Raw genomic sequence first — 14,266 nt, forward strand, 5'->3', positions numbered from 1 at the left:
GACAATCTTTTTGAGATATTGGGATGTTAAGGTCGTGACTGGATGGCGATCTACGTGCGCGCAGTCCGTTTGTTCAAAGGCAGCCAGCGTCGAATTCGACGGCAACCCATGAAGCAGGCGGAAACCGCGTAACGCGCGCCCGGTCCGCAATGTCCCCGAGTCGCTCATGACAACGCAAACCATCCGCTTCCTTCACCACGGCGCCGTTCGTGAAATCGGCGACGCGCCCGCCACGCGCACGGTGCTTCAGCATCTGCGCGAGGAAGACCTTTGCACCGGCACCAAGGAAGGCTGTGCCGAGGGCGATTGCGGCGCCTGCACGGTCGTCGTGGGCGAGCTGGACGCCAGCGGCGAACTCGCGCTCAAGGCGGTCAACGCCTGCATTCAATTCCTGCCGACGCTCGATTCGCGCGCGCTCTTCACCGTCGAAAACCTGCGCGCCGAAGACGGCGCGCTGCATCCCGTGCAGCAGGCGCTCGTCGATTGCCACGGCTCGCAGTGCGGCTTCTGCACGCCGGGCTTCGCCATGTCGCTGTGGGCGCTGTATCACGCGCATCCGCCCGAAGCCGGGCCGCCTTCGCGCGATGAGATCAACGCCGCGCTCTCGGGCAATCTGTGCCGCTGCACGGGGTATCGGCCGATCGTGGATGCCGCCGAGCGCATGTTCGACTATCCGCGCCCCGCCTTCGATCGTGCCGCGCTCAAAGACGCGCTGACTTCGCTGCGCCGTTCGGCTACGTTCGAATACCGCGCGCCGGACGCACGCGGCGCGGCTTTTGGCACGCCCGCGTTCACCGCGCCCGTCACGCGCGCCGAATTCGCGCGCCTGCGTGCAGCGAATCCGAATGCACGTCTGCTTGCGGGCAGCACGGATGTCGGCTTGTGGGTCACGAAGCAATTTCGCGATCTCGGCGACGTGCTGTTTATCGGCAACGTCGATGAACTGAAGCACATCGAGCGTGACGCCGAGACGCTGACCATCGGCGCGGCCGTATCGCTCGAAGAGGCTTACGCCGCGCTGACCGCCGATTACCCCGAACTCGCGGAACTGTGGACGCGCTTCGCCTCGCGGCCTATCCGCAATGCGGGCACGCTCGGCGGCAACGTCGCGAACGGCTCGCCGATCGGCGATTCCATGCCCGCGCTCATCGCGCTGAATACTGAAATCGTGCTGCAAAAAGGCGAGCGTACGCGCACGATGCCGCTCGATACCTTCTACCTCGGCTATCAAAAAACCGCGCTCGAAGCGGGCGAATTCGTCGCGGCGATTCGCGTGCCGCGCGCATCGGCCGACTTGCGGTTTCGCACGTACAAGGTCAGCAAGCGTTACGACCAGGACATCTCCGCCGTGTGCGCGGCGTTCGCCATTCGTTTGGCCGACGACAACCGCGTTGCAAGCGCGCGCATCGCGTTCGGCGGGATGGCCGCGACGCCCAGGCGCGCGGCCGCCGCCGAAGCCGCGCTGACCGGCCGCGAATGGTCCGAAGCCAGCGCCCGCGCCGCGATGGCTGCGCTCGATACCGACTTTCAGCCGCTCAGCGACATGCGCGCGTCGAGCGCGTATCGGGCGAAGGTGGCGCGCAACGTGCTGTGGCGCTTCTATCTGGAAACGCGCCGCGACGCGCCGCTCGCGCTCGCGGAACTCAACGCGTTTGCGTTCGGCGCACACGGGATCGAGACGTCATGACGCGGCCCTTCCCGATCCCGATCCCGATCGCCGCGATCACGCCACTGCGCGCCAGCGTCCAAAAGGACCCGCGATGAACAAGGCCAGCGAACCTATCCAGCTCGATGCCGCGCTCGATGCCGCCGGCGCCTCGCTGCCGCACGAGTCCGCGGCGCTGCATGTGAGCGGCGAAGCCATTTACACCGACGACATCGCCGAATTGCGCGGCACGCTGCACGCGGCGCTCGGCTTGTCGCGTCATGCGCACGCGCGCATCGTCTCGCTCGATCTCGACGCGGTGCGCGCCGCGCCCGGCGTCGTCGCCGTACTCACCGCCGCCGACATTCCCGGCGAGAACAATTGCGGCCCCGTTCTGCACGACGACCCGATCCTCGCGGTCGACGAAGTGCAGTATCTCGGCCAGCCGGTCTTCGCCGTCATTGCCGAGACGCACGATCTCGCGCGCCGCGCCGCCGCGCTCGCGAAAAGCGAAGACGTCGTGCGCTACGAGCCGCTCGAAGCCGTGCTCACGCCGCGCGAAGCGAAAGCGCGCAAGGAGTTCGTGCTGCCGCCGCTGCATCTGCGGCGCGGCGATCCGGACGGACGAATCACGGCAGCCAAACATCGGCTGTCAGGCGAATTCGAAGTCGGCGGACAGGAACAGTTCTATCTCGAAGGACAAGTCGCTTACGCCATCCCGAAAGAACAGCACGGCATGCTCGTGCATAGTTCGACGCAGCATCCGAGCGAGATGCAGCAAGTCGTCGCGCACATGCTCGCCTGGCCGACCAACGCCGTGTTGTGCGAATGCCGGCGCATGGGCGGCGGCTTCGGCGGCAAGGAATCGCAGTCGGCCGTCTTCGCGTGCGTCGCCTCGCTGGCGGCGCATCTGCTCAAGCGTCCGGTGAAGTTGCGCGCCGATCGCGACGACGACTTCATGATCACCGGCAAGCGCCACGACGCGGTCTACGAATACGAATGCGGCTTCGACGACGACGGCCGCATCACCGGCGCGCGCGTGGAAATCGCGCTGCGGGCGGGCTATTCGGCGGACCTGTCGGGCGCGGTCGCGACGCGCGCCGTCTGTCATTTCGACAACGCCTACTTTCTCGGCGATGTCGATATCCGTGCGTTTTGCTGCAAGACCAACACGCAGTCGAACACGGCGTTTCGCGGCTTCGGCGGCCCGCAAGGCGCGCTTGTCATGGAAGTCATGCTCGACGAAGTCGCATATGCGTTGAAGCGCGATCCGCTCGACGTGCGGCGCGCGAATTACTACGGCATCGACGAGCGCAATGTCACGCCGTATGGTCAGCCGGTCGCGGACAACGTGATTGCGCCGCTCACGGACGAACTCATCGCAACGAGCGAATACGAATCGCGCCGCGCGCAAATCGCCGCGTTCAACGCGAAAAGCGCGGTGCTCAAGCGCGGTATCGCGTTCACGCCGGTCAAGTTCGGCATCTCGTTCAACGTGCCGTTTCTGAACCAGGCGGGCGCGCTCGTGCACGTCTACAAGGACGGCTCCGTGCTCGTGAATCACGGCGGAACGGAAATGGGCCAGGGGCTCAACACCAAGGTCGCGCAGGTGGTGGCGAGCGTGCTCGGCATCGGCTTGCAGCGCGTGCGCGTGACAGCGACGGATACGTCGAAGATAGCGAATACATCGGCGACGGCGGCATCGACGGGAAGCGATCTGAACGGCAAGGCGGCGGAAGCGGCGGCGCTCACCATCCGCGCGCGTCTGGCGGAACTCGTGGTGAAGCAGCTCGGCGGCGCGGCCGCGGACGTGCGCTTTCATGGCGGCGTGGTGCAGGTCAACGGCGGGCAGATGCCGTTCGAGCAACTCGTGTCGGCCGCGTATCTCGCGCGGGTGCAGTTGTGGTCGGACGGCTTCTATGCCACGCCCAAAGTCCATTGGGACGCGCGGACGCTGCAAGGCCATCCGTTCTATTACTTCGCGTATGGCGCGGCGGTGTCCGAAGTCGTCATCGATACGCTCACCGGCGAATGGAAGCTTCTGCGCGCCGATCTGCTGCACGACGCCGGGCGCTCGATCAATCCGGCTATCGACGTCGGTCAGGTGGAAGGCGGCTTCATTCAGGGCATGGGATGGCTCACGACCGAGGAGCTCTGGTGGAACCGCGACGGACGCCTGATGACGCACGCGCCTTCCACTTACAAGATCCCGGCGATCAGCGATACGCCGCCCGTGTTCAACACCACGCTTTATCGCAACGACAACGCCGAGCCGACGATTTTCCGGTCGAAAGCGGTCGGCGAACCGCCCTTGCTGCTGGCGTTTTCGGTGCTGCTGGCCATCCGCGCGGCCATCGCCGCCAATACGGCCGATGCCGCTCACGCACCGCCGTTGCGCGCGCCCGCGACGCCCGAAGCGATCCTCGACGCGCTCGATGCATCCGTAACACAAAGCGCGGCCGCCGCCCCGGTAAACTAACGCCTGCGACAACGCAAAAGACTCTGGAGCCCCTCGATGCAAGTTTGGCTGACCGACCTGCAACACCTGCTCGCGCACGGCGATGCCGTCGTGCTCGTGACGGTCGCGCGTGTCGAAGGCTCCGCGCCGCGCGAGCCGGGCACGAAAATGATCGTCACGCGCGAGGAAGCCCGCTATACCATCGGCGGCGGCCATCTCGAATGGAAGGCGATCGAAACCGCCCGGCAAGTGCTGAAGGACGGCCAGCGCCGTCCGCACATGCGGCGGCTCGAGCGTTTCGCGCTCGGTCCGAGCCTCGGCCAGTGCTGCGGCGGTGCGGTCGTTCTGTCGTTCGAGCGGCTCGATGTCGGCGATCTCAACTGGGTGACGTCGCTCGCGAAGCGCACGGCGCAAGGTCTTTCGACCGTGCGCAGCGTTTCGTTCGCGCCGATGCCCGATGCCGTCATGCTCTCCGACCCCGAACCGGGCGCCGAAGACACCGACTGTCTCCTGTGGGACGGCGCGGGCTTCGACGAAAGCGGCGCGCTGCTCACCGAGACCATCGCGCCGCGCGATTTCCAGGTCGTGCTGTTTGGCGCGGGCCATGTCGGGGCCGCGCTCGTGCGCGTGCTCGCGACCTTGCCGTGTCACGTCACCTGGGTCGACGAACGCGACGCGGCCTTCCCCGCCGCGCAGTTCGTGCCGGATAACGTAAGCATCGAGCCGAACGACGCGCCGGACGAAGCCATCGACCAGGCGCGGCCCGGTACGTACTTCATCGTGATGACGCACAACCATACGGTGGATCTCGAACTCGCCGCACGAATTCTCGCGCGTGGCGATTTCGCGTTCTTCGGCATGATCGGCTCGCATACCAAGCGCAAGCAGTTCGAGCACCGGCTCGCGGCGCGCGGGATCGACCCCGCGCGTATCGGCCGGATGGTGTGTCCGATCGGTATCGACGGCATCGTCGACAAAGCGCCGGAAGTGATCGCCGTTGCAGCGGCAGCCCAACTGCTGCAAGCGGTCGAAGCCAACGCCAGCACTTCTGCGTCGTCGCAGCAGACCGCCTGACTAGCCGCAGGCGGAAGTCCCAGCCCCAACAAAGACAAGCCCATGAATCCCACACTCGCCGACAAGATTGCGCGCGCGCCCAAGGCGGAGTTGCATATCCATATCGAAGGATCGCTCGAACCCGAGCTGATTTTCGCGCTGGCGAAACGCAACGGCGTGACGCTCGCCTACGATTCCATCGACGCCTTGCGCGCGGCCTACGCCTTCACCGATCTCCAGTCGTTCCTCGACATCTACTACGCCGGCGCGAGCGTGCTGCTGCACGAGGAAGACTTCTACGACATGACGATGGCCTACGTCGAGCGCGCGCTCGCGGACCACGTCACGCATACGGAAATCTTCTTCGATCCGCAAACGCACACCGAACGCGGCGTTTCCATCGACACGGCGGTGGCCGGTATCGAGCGCGCGCTCGCCGAAGGCGAAAAGCGTGGTCTCACGTCGAAGATCATTCTGTGCTTCCTGCGCCATCTTTCCGAGGAAGACGCGCTCGCCACCTTCGATGCCGCGTTGCCGCTGTTCGACCAGTACGCGCATCGGCTGATCGGTGTCGGGCTGGATTCGTCGGAGCGCGGCCATCCGCCGTCGAAGTTCGAGCGCGTGTTCGCGAGAGCGCGCGAACGCGGCCTCAAGCTCGTCGCGCACGCGGGCGAGGAAGGCCCGCCGTCGTATGTCTACGAAGCGCTGGATCTGCTCAAGGTGGATCGCGTCGATCACGGCGTGCGCAGCATCGAAGACGCGGCGCTCGTCGCGCGTCTCGCCGACTCGCGCATTGCGCTCACGGTCTGCCCGCTCTCGAACATCAAGCTTTGCGTGTTCGACGACATGGCCAAGCACACGCTCAAGGACCTGCTCGATCAGGGCGTCGCGGTCATGGTGAATTCGGACGATCCCGCCTACTTCGGCGGCTACGTCAACGCGAACTATTTCGCCATCGTCGATGCCCTGAAGCTCTCGGATCACGAGGTCTACACGCTCTTGCGCAACAGCCTCGAAGCCTCGTTCGTCACCGATGAAGAACGCGCCGCGATGATCGCGCGCCTGGACACGCACTGGAAGCAGTAAGAAATGGAAAGCACGGCAACAACTCAACGCGACGCCACCGCGCTCGAACGCTTCTTCGGCGTGCGCGCGGCGGGCTCGCTCGTCAAGACCGAAGTCGTCGCGGGCATCACGACGTTTCTCACGGCGATGTACATCATCGTCGTCAATCCGGGCATTCTCTCGCAGGCGGGCGTGCCGTTTCCGGCGGCGCTCACGGCCACCGTCATCGTCAGTTTTCTCGGCAGTTGCGCGATGGGCCTTTACGCGCGCAATCCGGTGCTCGTCGCGCCGGGCATGGGCATGAACGCGCTCTTTGCGTTCGTCATGGTTCACGGCGGCAAGATGCCGTGGCAGACCGCGCTCGGCTGCGTGTTCTGGGCCGGCGTGATCTTCGCGGTGCTCGCGATCTTCAACGCGCGCAAGCTCGTGGTCGATGCCATTCCCGACAATCTGCGGCACGCGGTTTCGTGCGGCATCGGCTTGTTCATCAGCCTCATCGGGCTCGTGAACGCGAAGTTCGTGGTGGGCGATCCGGTGACCATCGTGCATTCGGCATCGCTCAATCCGGTGGTCATCACGTTCCTGATCGGGCTTGCCGTGACGACCATATTGGTGGCGCGCAAGACCACCGGCGCGCTCATGCTCGGCATCGTGTTCACGACGATCATCGCGATTCCCATCGGCCGCTATTGGGGCGACGGCACCGCTTACTGGCCCGCCGCCATCGCCACGAAAACGCTCGTCAACTGGAACGGGTTCGTGTCCGCGCCGGACTTTTCCGCGCTCGGCCAGCTCGATTTGATCGGCGCGCTGAAGGTGGCCTACTGGCCATTCATCTTCGTGATGCTGTTCACCTCCTTCTTCGACGCGCTCTCCACTTTCATGGCGATCTCCGAAGCCGGCAAGCTCTACGATAAGGACGGCAACCCGCGCAACATCCGCCAGTCGATGATGGTCGACGCCTTCTCCGCGCTCGTTTCCGCGCCGCTCGGCACGAGTCCGGCGAACGCGTATATCGAGTCGGCGGCGGGCATTTCGGCGGGCGGGCGCACGGGACTCGTCGCCGTCGTCGCGGGCCTGTGCTTCCTGCCGTTCCTGTTTCTCTCGCCGCTTCTGTCGCTCGTGCCCGCCATCGCCACCGCGCCCGCGCTGGTGCTCGTCGGCGTGTTCATGATGGAAGCCATCACCAAGATCGAATGGCAGCGCTTCGACGAAGCCATTCCCGCGTTCCTCGCGATGATCCTCATCCCGCTCACGTATTCGATCACGGACGGTGTCGCGTATGGCTTTCTCGCGTTCGTCGTGCTCAAGTCGGCGACAGGACGCGCGAAGGAAATCAAGCCGGCGATGTGGATCATCGCGGGCTTTTCGTTAGTGCTGCTTTCACAGCTTTGAAAACCACGAAGATTGGAGACGTTGCATCATGACTCAAACCGCCTACCGCGCCCAGCTGCTCACCTTCCGGGAAGATCCCGCGCATGCCGCCGACGGCGCGGTCCATGAGGCCGATGGCCTCTTGATCGTCGAAGATGGCAAGGTGGTCGCGGCGGGTTCGTATGCGTCGGTGCGCGACAAGCTCGCCGCGGACGCCACCGTGCATACGCTGCGCGACAAGCTGATCGTGCCGGGCTTCATCGACTCGCACATCCACTATCCGCAGACGGACATGATCGCGTCGCCCGCGCCGGGCCTCTTGCCGTGGCTCAACACGTACACGTTTCCGACGGAACGCGGCTTCGAAAATCCGGCGGTCGCGCGCGAAACGGCGAGCTTCTTCATCGACGAACTGCTGGCCAGCGGCACGACCACCGCGCTCGTCTATTGCACGGTCCACAAGCAATCCGCCGATGCCTTCTTCACCGAAAGCGAAGCGCGCAACCTGCGCATGGTCGCGGGCAAGGTGCTGATGGACCGCAATTGTCCCGAGTTCCTGCGCGACACCGCGCAGTCGGGCTACGACGACAGCGACGAACTGATCGGGCGCTGGCATGGCCGCGGGCGTCAGCAATATGCGCTCACGCCGCGCTTCGCGCCGACCTCGACGGAAGCGCAGCTCGAAGCCTGCGGCGTGCTCGCGCAGAAGCATCGGGACGTGTTCATCCAGAGTCACGTGGCGGAGAACACCGACGAGATCAAGTGGGTCGAGAGCCTGTTTCCGGGACACCGCAGCTATCTCGACATCTACGATCACTACGGTCTGTTGCGACGCCGCGCGGTGTACGGCCACTGCATCTATCTCGACGATGCCGACCGTCAGCGCATGGCCGAAACGGGCGCGGTGGCGTCACACTGTCCCACGTCGAACCTGTTTCTCGGCAGCGGCCTCTTCGACTTCGACAAGGCCGGCGCCTCGAACATGCCGGTTGCGCTCGCAACGGACGTCGGCGGCGGCACCTCGTTCTCCATGCTGCAGACCATGAACGAAGCGCACAAGGTCGCGCGTCTGACGGGGCATCATCTGACGGCGACGCGCATGTTCTGGCTCGCGACGACGGGCGCGGCGCAAGTGCTCGAACTCGACGACAAGATCGGCACGCTCGCGCCCGGCAGCGAAGCGGATTTCGTCGTACTCGACCCGGCTGCGACGCCGCTGCTCGCACGCCGCACGCAGCGCGTGAATACGCTTGAGGAACTGCTGTTCGCGTTCGCGCTTCTCGGCGACGATCGTGCAGTGTACGAGACGTATGCGGCCGGCAAGCGCGTGCATTCGCGCGAGCGTCGGCAGACGGCGGCGCTGGAACTGGCGGCGTAGTCGAACATTACGCTGCGTAGTTCCGCGAAGTTCGGGTTACTGATTGCCAACCGGCAGCCAGTAGCCCGTTTCTTTTTAGAACGATGGCCGCCATTCGAGCATGGCGTGTGCATAGCGGATAAAGTGGAGCCTCCGCGTTCAACCATTCGTTCGCAATGGCCTCCATGAAGCACACCGCGCGCACTTCCCGCATCGCCGTCAAGACCGCTCTCGTTTCATTGCTCGCGTTGCCGGCGCTCTGTCAGGCTTTTGGAATCGAAGGCCCGCTCGACTGCCATTCCAACGCGCATGATTTCATCGCGCCGCTCCTGGAAACCAATCTCATCGAAACCAAGCCCATGCGCGTCGAGCCGAATTCGATCAACGCGTTCCGGCCGGTCAAGGGCGTGAATCTCACGGCTTACGGATTCAAGATTTACGCGGTGGTGGGATATCAGAAGAACGATCCGATCTTCAAGGAAGGCAAGGGCGACCCGATTGGCGATTCATCCTACGGTGCCGTCGTCTGGGGCGGCGACGACGAAGTGCTGAAGAAGGTGCGCGATGCGGGCAGCGACGCGGTCGTGCACCACGTCGCGCCCTTCATCACGGCGATTTTTTGCAAGCGTTCCTAGCGCAGCAATTCCGCGACCGACGAAAGCAGGCGCTGCATGTCGTTGGAATCCAGCGCGCCCATCGTCGAGATACGGAACAGTTCCTTCGACAAGCCGCCCTGCCCTGCGTAGATGACGAAACCTTTCGCCTTCAACGCGTCGTGCAGCTTCTCGTAATTCACGCCAGCAGGCAGGCGATACGCCCGCAATACCACCGACGACTCCTGCGCCGGCAACGCGCTCTCGATGCCGAGCGCAGCCAAACCCGCGCGCACCTGCTCGGCGAGCGTCGCGTAACGCCGATGCCGCGCGCGCCAGCCGCCTTCTTCCTCGAACTCGCGCAGTGCTTCGACGAGGGCGTAATACGCATGCACCGATGGCGTGAACGGCGTATTGCGCTCGTCCTGCAGTTTGGCCAGACGCGCGATGCCAAGGTAGTACGTGCGGCTCGCGGCGTTCTGCAAGGCATCGCGCCGCGCGATGACGAACGCCGCGCCCGGCACGCCGTGCAGGCATTTGTTGGCTGTCGCCGCCACCGCGACGATGCCGCCGCCGTCGAAGTCGATCGCCTCGGCGCCGAAGCTGCTGACGGCATCGACGAGCAACCCGATGCCGCGTTCGGCGCACGCGCGTGACAGCGTGTCGAGCGGGTTCAGGCGCCCCGTCGTGGTCTCGTGATGGATGATCGCGACATGCGAGAAGCCATCGAGACGCGCGATGATCGCATCGGTATCCGGCGCCTGCATCCACTCGTATTTCACGACTTCATGGTCGATGCGGTACTGCTTCGCGATCTGCGCGATGCGCTCGCCATACACGCCGTTCTCGACGATCAGAAGCCGCCCGCCTTCCGGCACGATGCCCGCAATCATGCTCTCGACGGCGGCCGTGCCCGAACCGGTCATCAACACGGCGCTCCACTTCGCGGGATCGAGTTCGTAGGCGGCGACGAGACGCTTGCGCGCTTCGTCCTGAAGGTCGAAGAACTCCGGCTCGCGATGGCACAAGTCGGTCTGTAAAAGGCTCTTGCGCACGCGTTCGGACAGCGTGACGGGACCAGGATTGAGCAGCAGCATCAGCGGTCTCCAATGTGTCGTTGCAGACGCGCGCGCACGTCTTCGGGCGTGATCTTCGGACGCGGCAAGTCGCCCGGCGTGCCGGCGCGAATCGACAGCCGGGCAAAGCGCGCGCCATTCACGTCGCGCGCTTGCAGCAGGCGGTCGATCACGCCGATGTCGTCGCCATCGAGCGCGAGCGCGTAGCCGCACGCGGAAGCGATCGACGCGAAATCGACACCGCGCGAAACCGTCGCCTGACCGCCGGTGGATTCGTGTGCGCCGTTGTCGAGCAGCAAGTGCACGAGGTTCGGCGGCCCGTAAGCGCCGAGCGTGGCGAACACGCCCATGCGCATGAGCGCGGCGCCGTCGCCGTCGAGCGCGACCACGGTCAGATCCGGGCGCGACAGCGCGAGGCCGAGCGCCATCGGCGTGACGCAGCCCATCGAGCCGACGAGATAGAGCTGGTTCGCGCGGTCATCGATTGCGTAGAGTTCGCGGCCGCAAAATCCCGTCGATGCCAGCACGACCGTTTCGCCGGCAGGCGTGTTCGCGATCACGCGTTCGAGCGCCGCATGACGCGTCACGCGCTCGCCTTCGAAGCGCTGCACGGCGGCAGGCGTGGCGTTCGACTTGACGCCCGACAAGCCGGTCTTCTTGAGCTCGAAAGGCGCGACGCTGCCCTTTTGCATGACGAGCGCGTACGGGCGGCCCGTCTTGTCCATATACGCCGTCGCGCGGTCGAGCGCCGGACCGATGGCTTCGCTTTCCGTCGGAAACAGTTCCCACGGAATCTCCATCGTTTCGAGCATCTGCGGCGTCACGGGACCCATGAGCGCGTGTTGCGGCTCATCGGCGACGCCTGGCTGGCCGCGCCACGTCACGATCAGCAACTGCGGCAGGCGAAACGTCCACGTGAGCGACGTCAGGGGACTCACCGCATTGCCCAAGCCGGAGTTCTGCATCATGGCGATGCCGCGACGTTTGCCCGCGCCGCCGAGCGCGACGCCCGCGATCAGCGCGACGGCGTCGCCTTCATTCGCCGCCGAGACGTAATGCAGCGAGTCGTCCTGCAGCACGTAGTTGATGAACGGCGTGAGATACGAGCAAGGCACGCCCGCGTACCAGTCGAAGCCACGCGCGCGCGCCGCTTCGACGAACCCGGCAGCTTCAATCACGCTCGTTCTCCGTGCCGACCGGCATTTGACCGTGCGCGAAATCGCCGGCGCGACGGAAGTCGTCGAGGTCGTTCACGCCGCGCCAGTGGCCGTGCACGTATTGCACTTCGACCTTCTTGCCCGCCGCGACCAGTGCATTGAGCAGCGCGGCCATGTCGAGCTTGTCGAAGTCGGCGCGTTGCTGCAATTGCTTGAGCGTGGTTTGCAATGCTTCTCGCGCGTTGGCGCGCACGTTGATGAGGCCGATCCAGCGGCCTTGCGGTGCGCGGCCATCGGTCAGATTCTGGCCCGCGCCGACCACGCTTTGCAGCCAGACTTTCTGGCCGAAGAGCGAGCGGTCGTCGGCGTGCGAGCAATACGCGAAGTCGGTGCCGCTCGCGCCCGCTTGCGGCGCCTGCGACGAATCCACCACCACGCAGAAGTCGCTATCCGATTCCACCAGATCGCGCAGGATATAGCTGCGGAACAAAAGATCGCCGTACGAAAGCACGGTGTCGCCGCTCATATGCTTCACGGCACACGCGAGCGATGCCAGCTCGCCCGTCGTCTCGTGCTCCGCGTTGACGACGAGACGGATACCGGACGCATCGATCGCATCGGCGCGATAACCGCCGACCACCGTGATGTCGTTGATGCCTTCCTTTTTGAACGCCTCGGCCAGATGGCGCAAGAGCGGCTTGCCCGCGACCGGCAGCATGACTTTCGGACGCTCGGCGGTCAGCGCTTCGAGGCCCGCGCCGCGGCTTGCCGCCAGCACCACGGCGCTGCGTTGCGCATTGGCCGAACTCAGATAGATGTTCTCGGCGGCCGAGTATTCGTCGGCATCCTGCAGACGGAAAATTTCGTTGACCGACGCAATGCGGTCTTCCACGTTGATGAGCGTCTCGCTATCGTGGATTTCCTTCGCGATGGCCTGCATGGCCGAGACCGCGCCGCGAATCAGATGGTTCGCCCAGATCACCGTGCTGATGCCCGCCTGACGGAACACGTCGGTCGGCGTGCTGTAGTACTTCGTCGGCACGATGACGAGCGGCCCGCGCCCGGCCCATTCGCGCGCGAAGGTCAGGATTTCGTCGGGCTTCGAGAGCTTGCTGTGAATCAGGATGGCGTCCGCGCCCGCCTGGCGATACGCCTCGGCGCGCTTCAACGCTTCTTCCATGCCCCAGCCCGCGATCAGCGCTTCCACGCGCGCGACGATGGAGAAGTTCGGGTCGCTCTGCGAGTCCTTGCCGGCTTTGATCTTGCCGCAGAATTCGTCGATATCGGCGAGCGGCTGCGCTTCGCCGTTGATGAAGCTGTTGGTCTTCGGAAACTGCTTGTCTTCGATACACACGCCCGCGATGCCACGCTGCTCCAGCTTCTTGACGAGCCGGCGCACGTTGTTGAAGTTGCCGTAGCCGGTGTCGCCGTCGAGGAGAATGGGCAAGTCGCTGGCGTCCGCCATGAATTCGAGGTTGTCGACGACCTGCGTCCAGCTTGCTTCGTTGTTGTCGCGCACGCCGAACTGCGCGGAGATCGACAGGCCCGAGCCCCAGATCGCCTTGAAGCCCGCTTCCTTGGCGATGCGCGCGGAAATGCCGTTGTGCGCCTCCATCAAGAATTCGAGGCGATTGCTTTGCAGCATCTCGCGCAGGCGCAGCGTGCGCGAAAAACCGACGGGAAGTTGCGAGGGTGCGTTCATTTCAGGGCTCCGGCAAACTGACTGAGGGCGTTCAATTGCGGCAGCACGTCGAGAGCCGCGCGCGTCACGTCGTTTTGAAAGTCGATTTCGATCCACGGTGCGCCGGTGACATCGGCGATATCGAACGCGTGGCGCTTTTCCAGCAACAGGTCGCGCACCGCTTCTTCATGCGGCAAGTTCGCACGCCCAGTTTCCACGTAATCCGCGACGATTTCGGCCAGGCGCTGCGCCGTCTTCTGATCGAAGCGAAAGAATCCCACCGATTCGCCGATCGTGTCGTAATCCAAGCCCGCCGCCACTTGCTTGCGCAGTTCGACCGGCACGCCGTGCGCCACGCACAGCTTCACCGGCTCGTCGCCGGCTTCGAAGTCGCGGTCGATCAAAAGACGGTTCGCCGAGCCGCCCGCCACCAGCGGCGCGAGAATGCGTTCGTCGTAGAGCACGTCGGCGTCCATCAGGAGGACATCGCCGCCGCGCGTCATGGCGTCGCGCGCGGTATGCACGGAGAGCACGCTGCCAAGCGAGAAGTCGGCGTTGATCACCGTTTCCGTCTTGGGCTTCCAGTCGATGCCCGCCAGTTCCGCTTCGATCTGTTCGTGCTTGAAGCCCGTCACGAAGACGACTTCATCGACACCGGCTGCCTTCAGCAAGTGCAGATGGCGCTCAAGGAGCGACGCGTCGCCGAAACGCAAGAGACACTTCGGCTTTTGCTGGCCTTCGGGCTGCACGAGGCGCAAGCCCATCCCGGCCGCAAGGATAATTGCGCGCATGGTGTGATTCCCTTCG

At 64.7% G+C, this 14,266-nt stretch carries 11 protein-coding genes; 7 read left to right on the top strand and 4 right to left on the bottom strand.

The features are described 5' to 3' along the window. Positions 1-166 precede the first annotated feature (166 nt). The 7 genes from xdhA to P9292_RS21865 all read left to right on the top strand — a co-directional run bounded on the left by xdhA (position 167) and on the right by P9292_RS21865 (position 9,587). On the top strand, positions 167-1,687 hold the full coding sequence (gene xdhA, locus P9292_RS21835) for a xanthine dehydrogenase small subunit (protein WP_250525563.1): 1,521 nt from the start codon (positions 167-169) through the stop codon (positions 1,685-1,687). A gap of 73 nt (positions 1,688-1,760) precedes the next feature. Continuing rightward, entirely contained in the window at positions 1,761-4,124 is a 2,364-nt protein-coding gene (xdhB, locus tag P9292_RS21840; RefSeq protein ID WP_309961199.1) for a xanthine dehydrogenase molybdopterin binding subunit, read from the top strand. A 36-nt stretch (positions 4,125-4,160) separates the two neighbouring features. Continuing rightward, the gene (gene xdhC / locus P9292_RS21845) at positions 4,161-5,177 is read left to right on the top strand and encodes a xanthine dehydrogenase accessory protein XdhC (RefSeq protein WP_244827396.1); all 1,017 of its coding nucleotides are present in this window, start codon (positions 4,161-4,163) and stop codon (positions 5,175-5,177) included. Positions 5,178-5,219: 42 nt separating this feature from the next. Continuing rightward, a complete protein-coding gene (locus P9292_RS21850) occupies positions 5,220-6,242 on the top strand; it encodes an adenosine deaminase (protein WP_244827395.1) in 1,023 nt (340 codons plus the stop codon). A 3-nt stretch (positions 6,243-6,245) separates the two neighbouring features. Next, on the top strand, positions 6,246-7,616 hold the full coding sequence (locus P9292_RS21855) for an NCS2 family permease (RefSeq protein ID WP_244827394.1): 1,371 nt from the start codon (positions 6,246-6,248) through the stop codon (positions 7,614-7,616). Positions 7,617-7,644: 28 nt separating this feature from the next. Then, positions 7,645-8,973 carry a guanine deaminase gene (guaD, locus tag P9292_RS21860; protein WP_244827393.1) on the top strand — a complete coding sequence of 443 codons (1,329 nt, stop codon included), beginning with the start codon at positions 7,645-7,647 and terminating at the stop codon, positions 8,971-8,973. A gap of 164 nt (positions 8,974-9,137) precedes the next feature. Next, positions 9,138-9,587 (top strand): hypothetical protein, encoded by a 450-nt coding sequence (locus P9292_RS21865; RefSeq protein ID WP_244827392.1) that lies wholly within the window; start codon positions 9,138-9,140, stop codon positions 9,585-9,587. On the opposite strand, the gene P9292_RS21870 is transcribed toward P9292_RS21865, so the two are convergent. The 4 genes from P9292_RS21870 to P9292_RS21885 are packed head-to-tail and all read right to left on the bottom strand — an operon-like array spanning position 9,584 to position 14,250. Then, positions 9,584-10,642 carry a 2-aminoethylphosphonate aminotransferase gene (locus tag P9292_RS21870; RefSeq protein ID WP_244827391.1) on the bottom strand — a complete coding sequence of 353 codons (1,059 nt, stop codon included), beginning with the start codon at positions 10,640-10,642 and terminating at the stop codon, positions 9,584-9,586. The two genes, P9292_RS21865 and P9292_RS21870, sit on opposite strands and share 4 nt — an antisense overlap. Continuing rightward, complete coding sequence (gene aepY, locus P9292_RS21875) at positions 10,642-11,799, bottom strand: phosphonopyruvate decarboxylase (RefSeq protein WP_309961201.1); 1,158 nt, start codon at positions 11,797-11,799, stop codon at positions 10,642-10,644. Before aepY ends, P9292_RS21870 begins: the two co-directional genes overlap by 1 nt. Beyond that, positions 11,792-13,480, bottom strand: coding sequence for a phosphoenolpyruvate mutase (aepX, locus tag P9292_RS21880; protein WP_244827389.1), 1,689 nt, complete (start codon positions 13,478-13,480; stop codon positions 11,792-11,794). Before aepX ends, aepY begins: the two co-directional genes overlap by 8 nt. After that, positions 13,477-14,250, bottom strand: coding sequence for an NTP transferase domain-containing protein (locus P9292_RS21885; RefSeq protein WP_244827388.1), 774 nt, complete (start codon positions 14,248-14,250; stop codon positions 13,477-13,479). Before P9292_RS21885 ends, aepX begins: the two co-directional genes overlap by 4 nt. Positions 14,251-14,266 lie beyond the last annotated feature (16 nt).

The organism is Caballeronia sp. LZ001 (genome assembly GCF_031450875.1).
Taxonomy (GTDB): Bacteria; Pseudomonadota; Gammaproteobacteria; order Burkholderiales; family Burkholderiaceae; genus Caballeronia.